A 15,520-nucleotide genomic window follows, 5' to 3' on the forward strand; every position below is an offset into this window, starting at 1 on the left:
CGACAGTGCTGGACAATCGAGGCGCAAGCGGGTTCCATGTCTGGCTGCCAGTTGACCGGCATTCCCTATCTGAAGGACACGCGATGGATACCCCCGCTGCCGTCCGCGGACACCATGTGCAAAGCAATCGCGTTGCACTGGCCGTGGTCACCGCCATTTTCTTCATGTGGGGCTTCCTCACGTGCCTCAATGACATCCTGATTCCGCATCTCAAGGCGGCGTTCGCGCTGACCTGGGTGCAGGCGATGCTGGTCCAGTTCACCTTCTTCGGCGCGTACTTCCTGATGTCGCTGCCCGCCGGGCGCCTGGTCGCGGCGGTGGGCTACAAGCGTGGCATCGTCGCCGGGCTGGCCATTGCCGGCGTCGGCGCGCTGCTGTTCTGGCCGGCTGCGCAGGCGCATGTGTACGGCCTGTTCCTCGGTGCGCTGTTCGTGTTGGCCACCGGCATCACGGTGCTGCAGGTGGCCGCCAATCCCTACGTCGCGCTGCTCGGGCCGGAACAGACCAGTTCCAGTCGGCTGACGCTTGCGCAGTCGATGAATGCGCTGGGCACGACCATCGCGCCGCTGTTCGGCGGGCTGCTGATCCTGTCGGCAGCGCCGCGCACCGCCGAGGAGCTGGCCTTGCTGCCACAGGCGGAAGCGCTGGCGTATCGCGCTGCCGAAGCGCAGTCGGTGCAGCTTCCGTATCTCGGCCTGGCCGTGGCCCTGTTCGCCTTGGCGGCGGCCATCTGGATGTTCCGCCTGCCGGCCATACCCGGTGTGGAGGGCGCCGATGAGCGTGGTCGCGGCCGCCTGCGCGATGCGCTGCGCCACCGCCACCTGCGCTACGGCGTGCTGGCGATCTTCTTCTACGTGGGCGCCGAAGTTTCGATCGGCAGCGTGCTGGTCAACTTCCTCTCGATGCCGGGCATCGGCGAGGGCCTGACCGAGCAGGAAGCCACGCGCTACGTGTCGCTGTACTGGGGCGGTGCGCTGGTCGGTCGACTGCTCGGTGCGGCGTTGTTGACCCGTCTCGACCCGCGCCGCATGCTGGGTGTCTTCGCGTTGATCGTGATGGCTCTGCTCACGGTGACGATGCTGGGCAGCGGCAACCTGGCCAAGTGGAGCGTGGTCAGCATCGGCCTGTTCAACTCGATCATGTTCCCGACCATCTTCGCGCTGGCGATCGCACGGCTGGGTACGTTGACCGGACAGGCCTCGAGCCTGCTGGTGATGGCGATTGTCGGTGGGGCGGTCATTCCCCTTGCGATGGGCTGGCTGGCCGACCACCACGGGCTGCAGCTGTCCTTCCTGCTGCCCATGCTGTGCTACGTGTTCATTGCGTTCTACGCGTGGCGTGGTTCGCGCCCCGGCGGCTGAGGCAACGCGACGGCGGGTGGATAGTCCAGCGCGCCGCACCGTCCGGAACACACCGAAGTCAGGATGTCGATACGAAAAAGGCCCCGCAATGCGGGGCCTTTTCCTGTCCGGATGATGCGCCGATCAGCGCTTCATCGAACCGAAGAACTCGTCGTTGGACTTGGTGTTCTTCATCTTGTCGAGCAGGAATTCCATCGCGGCCATTTCATCCATCGGATGCAGCAGCTTGCGCAGGATCCAGATCTTCTGCAGCAGTTCCGGTTCGATCAGCAGGTCTTCGCGACGGGTACCCGAGCGGTTGATGTCGATCGCCGGGAACACGCGCTTTTCAGAGATGCGACGGCTCAGGTGCACTTCGCTGTTGCCGGTGCCCTTGAACTCTTCGTAGATCACCTCGTCCATCTTGCTGCCGGTATCGACCAGCGCGGTGGCGATGATGGTCAGGCTGCCGCCTTCCTCCACGTTGCGCGCGGCGCCGAAGAAGCGCTTCGGACGGTGCAGGGCGTTGGCGTCCACACCACCGGTGAGCACCTTGCCGGAGCTGGGCACCACGTTGTTGTAGGCACGCGCCAGGCGGGTGATCGAGTCGAGCAGGATCACCACGTCCTTCTTGTGCTCGACCAGGCGCTTGGCACGCTCGATCACCATTTCGGCGACCTGCACGTGACGGGCGGCCGGCTCGTCGAAGGTGGAGCTGATGACTTCGCCGCGCACGGTGCGCTGCATTTCCGTCACTTCTTCCGGGCGCTCATCGATCAGCAGGACGATCAGGTGCACGTCCGGATGATTGGTGGTGATCGCCGTCGCCACCTGCTGCATCATCATCGTCTTGCCGGCCTTGGGCTGGGAGACGATCAGCGAACGCTGACCCTTGCCCTGCGGTGCCATCAGATCGAGGATGCGGCCGGTGATGTCTTCGGACGAACCGTTGCCACGTTCCAGGGTGAAGCGCTTGCGCGGGAACAGCGGGGTCAGGTTCTCGAACAGCACCTTGTTCTTCGACGCTTCCAGCGGCTCACCATTGATGGTGTCCACGATCGACAGCGCGAAGTAACGCTCGCCGTCCTTCGGGAAGCGGATGCGGCCGGACAGATGATCGCCGGTGCGCAGGTTGAAGCGGCGGATCTGGCTGGGCGAAATGTAGGTATCGTCCGGGCCGGCCAGGTAGCTGGCTTCGGCCGCGCGCAGGAAGCCGAAGCCGTCCGGCAGGATTTCCAGCACGCCGTCGGCGGCAACGCCGTCGCCATGGCGGGTCAGCACCTTGAGCAGGGCGAAGATCACGTCCTGCTTGCGGGCGCGGGCGACGCCTTCGGAAATCTGCAGCTGCTCGGCGATTTCCAGCAGCTTCTGCGCCGGCATGCGCTTGAGGTCGCTCAGCGAGTAGACCGGGAAGCCTTCGGGCACGTTGGCCTGCTGGCTGCGCACGAACGGCTGCTGTTCACCGCTGTCCTGCGGCATGCCGTCGTCGTTGTAGCGATCGCCACCGCGGTTGCGGTCACGGCGATTGCGGAAACGATCGCGGCGGTTGCCCTGGCCTTGACCTTGACCCTGGCCTTGGCCTTGGCCCTGGTTCTGACCCTGACCCTGCTGGTACGGGTTCTGCCCGCCCTGCGGGTTCTGGTTGCGGCCGTTCTGGTTGCGCTGGCCACCGTCGCCGGTGTCCTGCTGACCACCGCCCTGCGAGGGCGATGCGTCGCCACCGGCAGAAGCCGCCGGTGCCGATGCCTGCGGAGCTGCCGAAGGAGCGGCAGCCGGCGCCGGCGCGTCAGACGCGGCAGCCAGAGGCAGAGCGGGTTGTGAGGGGGGGGAACCTGCGTCGGCACCGGTGTTGGCGGCGGCCTTGGCGACGCGCGGCTTGCGCACGCGCTTCTCGGCGGGCGCGTCGGCGCTCCCGGGTTCGGAAGTAGTGATATCGGACAAGTGCTGGATTCCTCGCTAGAAGGTGCGAGCGCCCGGCAGGGCGGCGAACGTTGGGAAAGGATCTGGAAGGAAACTGCGTCCAGAAGATGCGGCGCGCGAATGCGGCCGGATATGCCGACACTAACACCGGCTCGCGGCGGCGCGCAAGCCGGGTGGGGCAGGGTCATTCATGCGGGCGACGGGCCCGCGTGGCAGCCGGACGGGCCGGCTGCCTGCTGCGATCAGGCCAGGGCCTTGTCCAGCATGCCGGCCAGCTGTGCTTTGCCGACGGCACCGATCTGCTGCGCCTGGACTTCGCCGTCCTTGAACACCAGCAGCATCGGGATCGAGCGCACGTGATACTTGGCGGCCAGTTCGCGCTGTTCGTCGACGTTGACCTTGGCGATCTTGGCGCGACCGTTGTAGGCGTCGGCCAGCTCGTCCAGCGCCGGGGCGATCATCTTGCAGGGGCCACACCATTCGGCCCAGAAATCGACCAGCACCGGCTCTTTGGAATCCAGTACTGCGCTTTGGAAGTCAGCGGTGCTGACATGTACAACCTTGTCGCTCATCTTGGTCTCTCGTCTGGAAATGCACCCGGCCGGGCCGGAGGAGGTTGAAGTTGGGCAACGCCAACAGGGCGTCACCCGCGTCTGATGCCTCGTGGCCGCGGGCGGCCAGCGGTGCGTTCGGCGGATGCCTGGACGCTCACGGGGCGCAGTGTAACGCTATCGCCGTGACCGGACAGACGCTGGTTGGAAAGAAGCGTCCCGTGATCGCCTTCCTGCAGTGTCGCGACGATCCCCTTCGATATGCGGGGGCCTGGACGCCGGTTCCACCCCCGTCAGAGGGGCCGTTCAACCGCCGGCAGGCCCGGTGAACGCGAGGTGCAGGTCACTCCCGGAGCGCTGGACCGCCCTGCAATGGCGCGCCGGGCGGGAATTCTCATTGGGTTGTGCGACGAACTATCCCGGTTTGGCGCCGACATTGCGCTAAACTGGGGCATTGTGCGGCGCCCTGGACCTGGAGTCCGGCCCCGCCAATCCCGGCGCAGGGGCCGTTTGCGACGGTGCCCCCCAAGATTGCAAGCCACCCCGCACCTCTGCCGGGATGGCCTTACCAAGACGGACTCATGAGCGACAAACCGCTGACCGATTTGACCTTCTCCACTTTCGACCTGCATCCGGCGCTCCAATCCGGGCTTGAAAGTGCTGGTTTCACCCGCTGCACCCCGATCCAGGCGCTGACCCTGCCGGTGGCACTGCCCGGCGGCGACGTCGCCGGCCAGGCCCAGACCGGTACCGGCAAGACCCTGGCGTTCCTGGTCGCGGTCGTGAACCGCCTGCTGACCCGCCCGGCGCTGGCCGACCGCAAGCCGGAAGATCCGCGCGCGCTGATCCTGGCCCCGACCCGTGAGCTGGCCATCCAGATCCACAAGGACGCGGTGAAGTTCGGTTCCGACCTCGGCCTGCGCTTCGCGCTGGTCTACGGTGGCGTGGACTACGACAAGCAGCGCGAGATCCTGCAGCAGGGCGTGGACGTGATCATCGCCACCCCGGGCCGCCTGATCGACTACGTCAAGCAGCACAAGGTGGTCTCGCTGCACGCCTGCGAAATCTGCGTGCTCGACGAAGCCGACCGCATGTTCGACCTGGGCTTCATCAAGGACATCCGCTTCCTGCTGCGCCGCATGCCCGAGCGCACCACGCGCCAGACGCTGCTGTTCAGTGCCACGCTCAGCCATCGCGTGCTGGAGCTGGCCTACGAGCATATGAACGAGCCGCAGAAGCTGGTGGTGGAGAGCGAATCGATCACCGCCGCCCGCGTGCGCCAGCGCATCTACTTCCCGGCCGACGAAGAGAAGATCCCGCTGCTGCTGGGCCTGCTCTCGCGCAGCGAAGGCGCCCGCACCATGGTGTTCGTCAACACCAAGGTGTTCGTCGAGCGCGTCGCGCGTTCGCTGGAAAAGGCCGGCTACCGCGTCGGCGTGCTGTCCGGCGATGTGCCGCAGAAGAAGCGTGAGAGCCTGCTCAACCGCTTCCAGAAGGGCCAGCTGGAAATCCTGGTGGCCACCGATGTCGCCGCCCGCGGCCTGCACATCGATGGCATCAAGTACGTCTACAACTACGATCTGCCGTTCGATGCGGAAGACTACGTGCACCGCATCGGCCGTACCGCGCGCCTGGGCGAAGAGGGCGATGCGATCAGCTTCGCCTGCGAGCGCTATGCGATGGGCCTGCCGGACATCGAGGCCTACATCGAACAGAAGATCCCGGTCGAACCGGTCACCAGCGAGATCCTGACCCCGATCCCGCGCGCGCCGCGCGCCCCGCTGCCGGAAGGCGAGGGCGATGCCGAGGGCGACGAGAATGAGAGCGTCGGCCAGATCTTCCGCGAAGCACGCGAAGCGCGGGCCGCCGAAGAGCAGCGCCGTGGCGGTGGCAGCAGCCGTGGCGGCAAGCCGTCCGGTGGCCGCGGCGAGCGCCGCGCCCCGGGTGAGCGCAGTGCCGATGGCAAGCCGCGCCGCGAGCGCAAGCCGCGCGTGGAAGGCGAGCAGCCGGTCGCCGCCGTCGATGCGGTCGATGCCGAGGCCAAGGCGCAGCTCGCGCCGACTGCTGCCCCGTCTGCCGAAGGCAGCCCGGCCGTGGAAGGTGAGCGCGCGCCGCGCAAGCGTCGTCGTCGTCGCCACGGGCGTCCGGTCGAGGGTGCCGAAGGCGCCGCAGCGACCGGCCCGGTGACCCCGGTGCAGGTGACCGCCAAGCCGATGCGCGGCACGCCGGCCGCCGACCCGGGCGCCTCGTTCCTGACCCGCCTGGGCCGCAAGATCCGCCGGATGCTGTCCGGTTCGTAAGACCTGACAGCCCGACCTGCGTCGCCTGGGGTAGTGCCGGCCGCTGGCCGGCTCTGCACGGTGCACGCACCACGTGGAGCCGGCCAGCGGCCGGCACTACGGAGCAGACCCACCCGGTTGCCGTTACCTACACGCCACCCTCGTCCTGCATAATCAGGGGATGAGCGTCCTGCGTTTTGACAATGTCAGCAAACAATATGCCGGCGGCCACCAGGCACTGGTGGACGTCAGCTTCGATGTCGCCCCCGGGGAAATGCTGTTCGTCACCGGTCACTCCGGTGCGGGCAAGAGCACCCTGCTCAAGTTGATCCATCTCGACGAGCGGCCCAGCCGCGGCGCGGTGATCTTCGATGAGCGCAACCTGCTGAAGGTGCGCGGCGGCAGCATTCCGCGGCATCGGCGCGAGGTCGGTGCGGTCTACCAGGACCACCGCCTGCTGATGGACCGCAGCATCGCCGAGAACGTCGCCCTGCCGTTGATCCTGCGCGGCACCCGCCGCAACGAGATCGGCAAGCGCGTGCGCTCGGTGCTCGAGCGCATGGGCCTGGGGCACCGAGAGAAGGCGCTGCCCTCGCAGCTGTCGGCCGGTGAGCAGCAGCGCGTCGGCATCGCCCGCGCGATCGTCGGCGAGCCCAAGCTGCTGGTCGCCGATGAACCGACCGGCAATCTCGATCCCACACTGGCGGCGGAGATCATGGCCTTGTTCGCCGAGCTGCCCGACCGTGGCACCAGCGTGCTGGTGGTCAGCCACGATCTGGCCCTGCTGCGGCGCATGCGCAAGCGCGTGCTGATCCTGGACCACGGCCGCCTGGTCGATGACATCTCGCCGCAGGACCTGGCCGAATGAACGCACCGGTGACCAAAGAAACCGCCGCGCCCTCACGCCTGGGCGTGTGGCTGCACCATCACGGCCACAGCGTGGTCTTCAGCCTCGGCCGCGCGTGGCGCAAGCCGTGGGCGACGCTGCTCACGGTGATGGTCATGGCGCTGGCGCTGGCCCTGCCGCTGGGCCTGTCGATCGCGCTGGACAACCTCAAGCACTTCGCCGGCAGCGTGCAGCAGTCGCGCGACATCAACCTGTTCCTGAAGACCGACGCCGGTGCCGATGCCGCCCGCCAGGTGGCCGAGACCCTGCGCGGTCGCGCCGACGTGGCCAACGTCACGGTGCAGACGCCGGAGCAGGGCCTGGCCGAGCTGCGCGAGAGCGCCGGGCTCGGCGAGGCCATCGATGCACTGCATGACAATCCGCTGCCGACCCTGCTGATCGTGACCCCGGGCGAGGGCGCCGATGACGCGCGCCTGGCGCAGTCGCTGGAAGGCCTGCCGCAGGCCGACCTGGTCCAGCACGATGCGCTGTGGCGCAAGCGCCTGGATGGCTGGCTGGGCTTCGGTACGCGCCTGGTGCAGGTGCTGTCGGTGCTGCTCGGCCTCGGTGCCGCGCTGGTGGTGGGCAATACGGTGCGGCTGGACATCCAGGCCCGTCGCGATGAGATCGGCGTGCTCCAGCTGCTCGGCGCCAGCGATGGCTTCATCCGTCGCCCCTTCCTGTATCTGGGCGCGTGGTACGGCCTGGGCGCCGGCGCGGTCGCCCTGGCATTGATCGGTGCGGCCGGGTTGGCCCTGCGCCCGCCGCTGGCCGCGCTCTCGCAGAGTTATGGCAGCCCGTTCGTGCTGCATGGTCTGGATCTGCTGCATTCCTCGTTCGTGCTGCTCGGCACCGTGGTGCTGGGCTGGCTGGGCGCCTGGCTGGTGACGGGGCATTTCCTGCGCCAGACCCGTCCGACCGAAACCTGAGGCCCGCATGCGTCCGCAAGCCCTCAAGCACCTCGCCGACGACGCACCGCGCGTGATGGTCGTCGACGGCTCCAGGCTGGTCCGCAAGTTGATTGCCGATGTGCTGCAACGCGAACTGCCGGCGGTGGAGGTGGTGGGCTGCGCGAGCATTGCCGAGGCGCGTGCGGCGCTGGACGCCGGGCCGGTCAGCCTGGTCACCACCTCGCTCACCCTGAGCGATGGCGACGGACTGGACCTGGCGCGCATCGTGCGCGACGCGGCGGGCCAGGCCTACGTGCCGGTGATCGTGGTCTCCGGCGACGCGCAGCAACATCTGGAGCAGCGCCGCTTCACCGAGTACGTCACCGATTACTTCGACAAGGCGCTGGGCCACGAAGCACTCGCCACCTTCATCCGTGGCTATGTGCAGCCGGAGACGATTCCCGGCGCGACCATCCTCTACGTCGAAGACAGCCGCGTCGTCGCCGAAGCGACCAAGCGCATGCTCGAACGGCAGGGCTTGAACGTGCTGCACGTGCTGACCGCCGAAGATGCCTTCGCGCTGCTCACGGCCGAGTCGCTCGGCCGCAGCAGCCACCGCATCGACCTGGTGCTCACCGATGTCACGCTCAAGGGCGAACTCAGTGGCCGCGATGTGGTGCAGCGCGTGCGCGTGGATTTCGGCTACGGCAAGCGCCGCCTGCCGGTGCTGGTGATGACCGGTGACGGCAACCCGCACAATCAATCCGGCCTGCTCCAGGCCGGTGCCAACGATCTGGTGCAGAAACCGATCGAAGAGCGGCTGCTCATCACCAAGGTGCTGTTCCAGCTGCGCCTGTCCCGCCTCAACGACAAGCCTGTAGTGCGATGAATGACGATGTAGTGCCCAGCATCCAGCTCGAGCCGAGCTGGAAGACGCGTATCGGTGATTACCTGCTGCGCCCGGACATGCGCGAACTCTCCGCGTTCCTGCGCCAGCGCAAGGCGGCGGGGGCGCAGGTGTTCCCGCCCGGCCCGCAGATATTCGCCGCCTTCGATGCCACGCCCTTCGACCAGGTCAAGGTGGTCATCCTCGGCCAGGATCCGTATCACGGGCCAGGCCAGGCGCACGGCCTGAGTTTCTCGGTGATGCCGGGCGTGCCGGTGCCGCCGTCGCTGCTGAACATCTACAAGGAGATCGAGGCCGATCTGGGCATCCCGCGCCCCGACCATGGCTGCCTGCTGCCGTGGGCGCATCGGGGTGTGCTGCTGCTCAACGCGGTGCTGACCGTGGAAGCGGGCAACGCCGGCTCGCACCAGCGTCGCGGCTGGGAAGGCTTCACCGATCACGTCGTGGACACCCTGAACCGTGAGCGCGAAGGCCTGGTGTTCGTGCTGTGGGGCAGCTACGCGCAGCAGAAGGGCAAGGTCATCGATACCGGTCGGCATCGCGTGCTCAAGGCGCCGCATCCTTCGCCGCTGTCGGCGCATCGCGGTTTCCTGGGCTGCCGCCATTTCTCGATGGCCAACGAGTACCTGCAGCGCCGCGGCCACGACCGCATCGACTGGTCGCTGCCGCCGCGCGCTGCGCTGGATTTGCCGGTATAAGCCGACTTCGCCGTTCTCTCGGCTGCCATGCATGGTGCAGCTTCCGGCTGCGTTGGGGGCTGGCCTGCCACGCGGGCGTGGATGGCGGCTTCGGTGGGTTCGGGCCTGCCACGCATGGCGTGGCACTACCGGGCATTGCGGTGTTGGCGGCCGGGTTTGGGCGGTGATTGGTCGCGGTGCCATGGCGCGACCGGGCTGAAAGGTGATTGGGGGTAGAGCCAGGCCATGCCTGGCTGAACTGCCGACAACCTTTTCGGGGTGAATGGCCGCTTCCCTGCGGCCCGTTCAGCCAGAAAACACGCCCTGGCGCCCAATTCATTAACCTATGTCATTGATTTAATTCGACTTTATGCCTTATTTCCAGCCCCTCGCCACTGTCATCATTTCGCGGTACGTTAGCGGGGTGATCGGTGCCAGCATCCCATGAACAGAACGCTGGAACTTCTTTCCCCTTTAGCAGTCCAATTCCGGGACTGCTAAGATGAGTGCTATGAGCCAGAACACCTCTACTGCCCTTGTGGCAAACAATCTCCCGATTCCCAGTGCGCTCGGTTCGCTGGACGCCTACATCGGTGCCGTGCACCAGATCCCGGTGCTGTCGGTCGATGACGAGCAGGACCTGGCCCGCCGCTTCCGCGACGAGCTGGACCTGGACGCCGCGCGCGAGCTGGTCCATTCCCACCTGCGCTTCGTGGTGCACGTGGCCCGTGGCTACAACGGCTACGGCCTGGCGCTGGGCGACCTGATCCAGGAAGGCAACATCGGCCTGATGAAGGCGGTGAAGCGCTTCGACCCGGACATGGGCGTTCGCTTGGTGTCGTTCGCGGTGCACTGGATCCGTGCGGAAATGCACGAGTTCATCCTCAAGAACTGGCGCATCGTCAAGGTCGCCACGACCAAGGCGCAGCGCAAACTGTTCTTCAACCTGCGCAAATCCAAGACCCGTCTGGGCTGGATGAACGCGGCGGAAGTCAGTGCGGTGGCCAAGGACCTGAACGTGTCCGAGCGCGAAGTGCTCGAGATGGAGTCGCGCCTGTCCGGCCGCGATATCGGTTTCGATCTCTCCAGCGATGACGATGACGACCATGCGCCGCCGTCGCCGGCTGCCTATCTGCGCGCCAACGAAGAAGATCCTTCGATGGCGTATGAGCGGATGGACAGCGAAGACAATCAGCTGCAGCTGCTGCGCGAAGGCATGGCCGAGCTGGATGCGCGTTCGCGCGACATCATCCGCCGTCGCTGGCTGGACGCGGACAGCAAGGTGACGCTGCAGGAGCTGGCCGATGAGTACGGCGTGTCGGCCGAACGCATTCGACAGGTCGAGGCGAACGCGCTGAAAAAGATGAAGGCGCTGTTTACTGCGTGATGCAGTAAGCCGCTGAGTAAATGATAAGGCCCGGCACTGCCGGGCCTTTTCTTTTCCGGCAGCTGGGGCACGCCACTTGCTGATGTTCACGCCGTACCAATCAAGGGCGCGGTATCGACGCCGTCCTCTAGAACAAAGGCCCGGCAATGCCGGGCCTTTGCGCTACATGGCAGCCGTTGCTGCCCTTGATCTGCCTCAGCCCTGCTCGCGCGCAATCGCCCGCCAGCCGATATCGCGGCGGTGGAACTCATGGGCCCAGTGGATCGCACCGACGCCGGCGTAAGCGTTGCGCTGTGCCTCGCCTACCGTGCCACCCAATGCCGCCACGCACAGCACGCGGCCGCCGGCGCTGAGCACCTGGCCCTGCGCATCCAGCGTGGTGCCGGCATGGAACACCTTGGCCGTCGCGGCGACCGCGTCCAGGCCATGGATCACGTCGCCGGTGATCGGCGTTTCCGGATACGGCGAGGCCGCCATCACCACGCCCAGCGAGGGCCGCGGATCCCACTGCGCCTCCACGGTGTCCAGGCGCTCGTCGATCGCCGCTTCCACCAGGTCCACAAGGTCCGACTGCAGGCGCAGCATCACCGGCTGCGTTTCCGGGTCGCCGAAGCGCACGTTGAACTCGATCACCTTCGGCGCGCCGCTGGCATCGATCATCAAGCCGGCATAGAGGAAACCGGTGAACGGAATGCCGTCGGCGATCATGCCCTGCACGGTCGGGTTGACCACCTCGCGCATCACGCGCGCATGCACTTCGTCGGTCACCACCGGGGCTGGCGAGTACGCGCCCATGCCGCCGGTGTTCGGGCCGGTGTCGCCGTCGCCGACGCGCTTGTGATCCTGCGAGGTCGCCATCGGCAGCGCAGTCCTGCCGTCCACCATCGAGATGAAGCTGGCTTCTTCGCCGTCCAGGAACTCTTCGATCACCACGCGTGCGCCGGCATCGCCGAAGGCATTGCCGGAGAGCATGTCGCGCACTGCGTCCTCGGCCTCGGCCAGGGTCATCGCCACGATCACGCCCTTGCCGGCGGCCAGGCCATCGGCCTTGACCACGATCGGCGCGCCCTTCTCCCGCAGGTAGGCCAGCGCCGGTTCGACCTCGGTGTGCACGGCATAGAACGCGGTGGGAATGCCGTGGCGGGCCAGGAAGTCCTTCGCATACGCTTTGCTGCCTTCCAGCTGCGCGGCGGCGGCGGTCGGCCCGAAGATGCGGTGGCCGGCGGCGCGGAAGCGGTCGACCACACCGGCCACCAGCGGCACTTCCGGGCCGACCACGGTCAGGCCGATGTCTTCGGTGCCGACCAGCGCCAGCAGGCCGTCCAGGTCGGTGACCTTGACGTCCACGTTGCGGCACTTGGGCTCGGTGGCGGTGCCTGCATTGCCGGGCGCGACGATGACCTCGCGGACCTTCGCGGACTGGGCCAGCTTCCAGGCCAGGGCGTGTTCACGGCCGCCGGCGCCGATGACCAGGATATTCATTAAAATATTCCAAGATTAGAAAGTCGGTATTCCATGGCTGCAAACGAAACATTAAATGCTCTGCTCATTCTGTCCTTAAACTCATCTTTTGATATCTGAGCGTTGTGGCTTTGCTTATATTCGGAGATGATGTAATTTGCTTCTTGGAATATGAGGTCGCTGGGCATTAGTAGTTCGGCTGCGAATGAATTCGCCTCGGCCTCGGTTCTGTCCCAGTACGACGAAGTTCTACTCATCGTTATGGGTGTATCTTTAAACTCTCCATCCTCATGTTTATTAAGGTGGAGAATAAAGTGTCCAATCTCATGGGCTAGCGTGAAACGGAGCCTTGGTTCATACCAGTTGTTGTGCTGGTTAATTACTATGTTGCAAGAGCCTTGGTATTTTGTTATCTGTCCAACCAAATCCCCGGGCTCATTCACATAATCTACATTTATTCCAAGGCGTTCAACTATTGATGCTATGTCAATCGGTGGGCGCCTAGGGATTCCATGTTCTGCGGCTAGGGCGAGCAAATCGCTGGCCGCATTGACAGGGGAATAATTATTCACCTCCGCCTCCTCGTTAGCTGGGTTTGCTTTCGTTGAATAAAATTCGAAGACTGCCGATCCTCTCAGCCTGTTTTTTCAAGTTTGTCGCCTGCTTCTGAGCGTCAGTGGCATCGTTGTTTGATCGATCAACTATTGCTGCGACTATCTCTTCAACTTTTGCCTTGATTTGAATTTCAAGCTGACGCTGAGCGTCGCTGTTTTCAAGGGCTGTTTTCAATATTACCAGTGCGCAATCGTGCTGGTTTTCAGATACCTGCTTCTTCAAATGGGATGCCAAGTCGGCAACTTGAATGTCCTTTGAAGTCGAGAATTGATGGGCGAAGACTATGCCCGCGATGGTGATAAGAATGGTGAAGCCGACAAATATTAAAGTTGTAAACACGATGTAAGTGTTTGCTGTCGAAATTGCGTCGCTTCCACCGACTGTGAGCGCCGGGATGCTACTAGCAACCGCTAGGGAGGCGACTCCGCCTGCAAATCCAAGCAGTCCTGGAAAAAAGAACCAGAAAAGTAATCTCTTAGCCTTTGACATCTTTTGCTTCTCCCCCTGTGATCATTCCATGATTTTATAAGATGATCATACTGTGATGAACATCTTGTTCTAGGGTAGCAATTCAGTGACGGAAGTGACGCACGCCGGTGAACACCATGGCCAGGCCATGCTCGTCGGCAGCCGCGATCACTTCGCTGTCGCGCATCGAGCCACCCGGCTGGATCACCGCCTTGATGCCGGCGGCGGCAGCGGCATCGATGCCGTCGCGGAACGGGAAGAACGCATCGGAGGCCATCACCGAGCCTTCCACCACCAGGTTCGCATCGGCCGCCTTGATACCGGCGATGCGCGCGGAGTACACGCGGCTCATCTGGCCGGCGCCGACACCGATGGTGCGGTTGTCCTTGGCGTAGACGATGGCGTTGGATTTGACGAACTTGGCGACCTTCCAGGCGAACAGCAGGTCGGCGAACTGCTTCTCGGTCGGTGCCAGCTTGCTCACCACGGTCAGCTCGTCGCGGCTCATGCCGCGGTTGTCGGCGCTCTGCATCAGCAGGCCGGAACCAATCCGCTTGGTGTCGTAGTTGTTGCGGCCCTCGCCGTGCGGAATGCGCAGCACGCGCACGTTCGCCTTCTTCTGCGCGTATTCCAGCGCGTCCGGTTCGAAGTCCGGGGCGATCAGCACTTCGACGAACTGCCGGTCCAGGATCGCCTGCGCGGTGGCGGCGTCCAGCGGCCGGTTGAAGGCGATGATGCCGCCGAAGGCGCTGGTCGGGTCGGTCGCGTAGGCCAGCTCATAGGCATCGCCGTTGCCGGCGCCCACGGCCACGCCGCACGGGTTGGCGTGCTTGACGATGACGCAGGCCGGCACGTCGAACTGACGCACGCATTCCCACGCCGCATCGGCATCGGCCAGGTTGTTGTAGCTCAGTTCCTTGCCCTGCAGCTGCTGGAACGTGGCCAGCGTGCCCGGCACCGGGTACAGGTCGCGGTAGAACACGCCGCTCTGGTGCGGGTTCTCGCCGTAGCGCAGGTCCATCACCTTCACGAAGCTGGAATTCATCTGCGCCGGGAACTCCGCACGCACCGGCACGGCGGTGTCGGTAGTGGTCACGGCGGAGAGGTAATTGCTGATCGCCGCGTCGTACTGGGCCACGCGGTTGAACGCGGCCACCGAGAAGGCGAAACGCTTGGCCGCCGACAGCTTGCCGTCGTGGGCGTCCAGCTCGGCCAGCAGCTCGGCGTACTGCGACGGGTCGGTCGCCACCGCCACGCGGGCGAAGTTCTTCGCGGCCGAGCGCAGCATCGCCGGGCCACCGATGTCGATGTTTTCCACGGCGTCTTCGAGCGTGCAGTCCGCCTTGGCGGTGACCGACTCGAACGGATACAGGTTCAGCACCAGCAGGTCGATCGCGCCGATGCCGTGTTCGGCCATGACCGCGTCATCCAGCCCGGCGCGGCCGAGCAGGCCGCCGTGCACCATCGGGTGCAGGGTCTTGACCCGGCCGTCCATCATTTCCGGGAAACCGGTGACGTCGGCAACGTCCTTCACTGCCAGGCCGGCCTCGCGGATCGCCTTGGCGGTACCGCCGGTGGAGAGCAGCTCCACGTTGCGCGCGGCGAGGGCGCGGGCCAGGTCGATCAGACCGGTTTTGTCGGAAACGGACAGCAGGGCCCGGCGCACGGGCAGCAGATCGGAACTCATGGGGGCAGGAGATCGAAGCGGAGCGGGGGCATAGTGTAGGCCAGTGACGCGAGCCTGGCCTCTTCGACGGCCATCGCGGCGCCCGCCAACCCCGCAAAACGACGAAGGCCGGTACCGAGGGCTGCTCGATCCGGCCTTCCGCTGGGCGCGACCCGTGCCGCACCGGCATCAGGTGGTGATGCCGTATTCCTTCAGCTTCTTGCGCAGGGTGGCGCGGTGGATGCCCAGCATCGAGGCGGCGCGGCTCTGGTTGCCTTCGCAGTGATTGAGCACTTCCACGAACAGCGGAATCTCCATCTCGCGCAGCACGATCTCGTAGACATCGTCCGCATCGCAGCCATCCAGGTCCCGCAGGTACCGCCTGACCGATTGGGCCACGTGTTCGCGCAGGGGTGGCTTGGGTGCGCCACGACTGTTGTCAGGACGAGAAAGGACAGCGTTCAAGGAGTTTC

General features: G+C 65.3%; 14 protein-coding genes. 7 read left to right on the forward strand and 7 right to left on the reverse strand.

Features of this window, described 5'->3' with window-relative positions:
- Positions 1-83 precede the first annotated feature (83 nt).
- Positions 84-1,361, forward strand: a complete 1,278-nt coding sequence (locus HDC96_RS10070; RefSeq protein WP_218842141.1) for a sugar MFS transporter — start codon at positions 84-86, stop codon at positions 1,359-1,361.
- Positions 1,362-1,484: 123 nt separating this feature from the next.
- Here HDC96_RS10070 and rho read toward each other — a convergent pair whose 3' ends face one another.
- Together rho and trxA are read right to left on the reverse strand one after the other, a co-directional pair.
- On the reverse strand, positions 1,485-3,281 hold the full coding sequence (gene rho, locus HDC96_RS10075; protein ID WP_179459876.1) for a transcription termination factor Rho: 1,797 nt from the start codon (positions 3,279-3,281) through the stop codon (positions 1,485-1,487).
- A gap of 221 nt (positions 3,282-3,502) precedes the next feature.
- Positions 3,503-3,832 carry a thioredoxin gene (gene trxA / locus HDC96_RS10080; RefSeq protein WP_176987992.1) on the reverse strand — a complete coding sequence of 110 codons (330 nt, stop codon included), beginning with the start codon at positions 3,830-3,832 and terminating at the stop codon, positions 3,503-3,505.
- Between the two features lie 560 nt (positions 3,833-4,392).
- On the opposite strand from trxA, the gene rhlB reads away from it, so the two are divergent.
- The 6 genes from rhlB (at position 4,393) to rpoH (ending at position 10,837) form a co-directional block, all read left to right on the forward strand.
- Complete coding sequence (rhlB, locus tag HDC96_RS10085; RefSeq protein ID WP_179459877.1) at positions 4,393-6,111, forward strand: ATP-dependent RNA helicase RhlB; 1,719 nt, start codon at positions 4,393-4,395, stop codon at positions 6,109-6,111.
- A 160-nt stretch (positions 6,112-6,271) separates the two neighbouring features.
- Positions 6,272-6,958, forward strand: coding sequence for a cell division ATP-binding protein FtsE (ftsE, locus tag HDC96_RS10090; protein ID WP_019183511.1), 687 nt, complete (start codon positions 6,272-6,274; stop codon positions 6,956-6,958).
- Positions 6,955-7,905 (forward strand): permease-like cell division protein FtsX, encoded by a 951-nt coding sequence (gene ftsX, locus HDC96_RS10095; RefSeq protein WP_179459878.1) that lies wholly within the window; start codon positions 6,955-6,957, stop codon positions 7,903-7,905. Before ftsE ends, ftsX begins: the two co-directional genes overlap by 4 nt.
- Before the next feature lie 7 nt (positions 7,906-7,912).
- Positions 7,913-8,755, forward strand: coding sequence for a response regulator (locus tag HDC96_RS10100; protein WP_176987995.1), 843 nt, complete (start codon positions 7,913-7,915; stop codon positions 8,753-8,755).
- Positions 8,752-9,471, forward strand: a complete 720-nt coding sequence (ung, locus tag HDC96_RS10105) for a uracil-DNA glycosylase (RefSeq protein ID WP_179459879.1) — start codon at positions 8,752-8,754, stop codon at positions 9,469-9,471. The genes HDC96_RS10100 and ung overlap by 4 nt, the downstream gene beginning before the upstream one ends.
- 490 nt (positions 9,472-9,961) lie before the next feature.
- Complete coding sequence (gene rpoH, locus HDC96_RS10110) at positions 9,962-10,837, forward strand: RNA polymerase sigma factor RpoH (protein WP_019183519.1); 876 nt, start codon at positions 9,962-9,964, stop codon at positions 10,835-10,837.
- A gap of 195 nt (positions 10,838-11,032) precedes the next feature.
- On the opposite strand, the gene purD is transcribed toward rpoH, so the two are convergent.
- The 5 genes from purD to fis all read right to left on the reverse strand — a co-directional run bounded on the left by purD (position 11,033) and on the right by fis (position 15,512).
- Positions 11,033-12,319 (reverse strand): phosphoribosylamine--glycine ligase, encoded by a 1,287-nt coding sequence (purD, locus tag HDC96_RS10115; protein ID WP_179459880.1) that lies wholly within the window; start codon positions 12,317-12,319, stop codon positions 11,033-11,035.
- Positions 12,319-12,870 (reverse strand): ImmA/IrrE family metallo-endopeptidase, encoded by a 552-nt coding sequence (locus HDC96_RS10120; protein ID WP_179459881.1) that lies wholly within the window; start codon positions 12,868-12,870, stop codon positions 12,319-12,321. The genes purD and HDC96_RS10120 overlap by 1 nt, the downstream gene beginning before the upstream one ends.
- Positions 12,871-12,883: 13 nt before the next feature.
- Complete coding sequence (locus HDC96_RS10125) at positions 12,884-13,402, reverse strand: hypothetical protein (RefSeq protein WP_179459882.1); 519 nt, start codon at positions 13,400-13,402, stop codon at positions 12,884-12,886.
- Between the two features lie 82 nt (positions 13,403-13,484).
- On the reverse strand, positions 13,485-15,068 hold the full coding sequence (gene purH / locus HDC96_RS10130) for a bifunctional phosphoribosylaminoimidazolecarboxamide formyltransferase/IMP cyclohydrolase (protein ID WP_179459883.1): 1,584 nt from the start codon (positions 15,066-15,068) through the stop codon (positions 13,485-13,487).
- 168 nt (positions 15,069-15,236) lie between these two features.
- Positions 15,237-15,512, reverse strand: a complete 276-nt coding sequence (fis, locus tag HDC96_RS10135; RefSeq protein WP_026069829.1) for a DNA-binding transcriptional regulator Fis — start codon at positions 15,510-15,512, stop codon at positions 15,237-15,239.
- Between the last annotated feature and the right edge of the window lie 8 nt (positions 15,513-15,520).

This window comes from Stenotrophomonas sp. JAI102, from assembly GCF_013409105.1.
Lineage (GTDB): Bacteria > Pseudomonadota > Gammaproteobacteria > Xanthomonadales > Xanthomonadaceae > Stenotrophomonas > Stenotrophomonas maltophilia_AA.

Excerpts from the sequence above, each read along its gene's own strand:
- rhlB (WP_179459877.1), top strand. The coding sequence starts at position 4,393 with ATGAGCGACAAACCGCTGACCGATTTGACCTTCTCCACTTTCGACCTG.
- ftsE (WP_019183511.1), top strand. The coding sequence starts at position 6,272 with ATGAGCGTCCTGCGTTTTGACAATGTCAGCAAACAATATGCCGGCGGC.
- trxA (WP_176987992.1), bottom strand. The coding sequence starts at position 3,832 with ATGAGCGACAAGGTTGTACATGTCAGCACCGCTGACTTCCAAAGCGCA.
- rpoH (WP_019183519.1), top strand. The coding sequence starts at position 9,962 with ATGAGCCAGAACACCTCTACTGCCCTTGTGGCAAACAATCTCCCGATT.
- ung (WP_179459879.1), top strand. The coding sequence starts at position 8,752 with ATGAATGACGATGTAGTGCCCAGCATCCAGCTCGAGCCGAGCTGGAAG.
- ftsX (WP_179459878.1), top strand. The coding sequence starts at position 6,955 with ATGAACGCACCGGTGACCAAAGAAACCGCCGCGCCCTCACGCCTGGGC.
- HDC96_RS10100 (WP_176987995.1), top strand. The coding sequence starts at position 7,913 with ATGCGTCCGCAAGCCCTCAAGCACCTCGCCGACGACGCACCGCGCGTG.
- purD (WP_179459880.1), bottom strand. The coding sequence starts at position 12,319 with ATGAATATCCTGGTCATCGGCGCCGGCGGCCGTGAACACGCCCTGGCC.
- purH (WP_179459883.1), bottom strand. The coding sequence starts at position 15,068 with ATGAGTTCCGATCTGCTGCCCGTGCGCCGGGCCCTGCTGTCCGTTTCC.
- HDC96_RS10125 (WP_179459882.1), bottom strand. The coding sequence starts at position 13,402 with ATGTCAAAGGCTAAGAGATTACTTTTCTGGTTCTTTTTTCCAGGACTG.
- HDC96_RS10070 (WP_218842141.1), top strand. The coding sequence starts at position 84 with ATGGATACCCCCGCTGCCGTCCGCGGACACCATGTGCAAAGCAATCGC.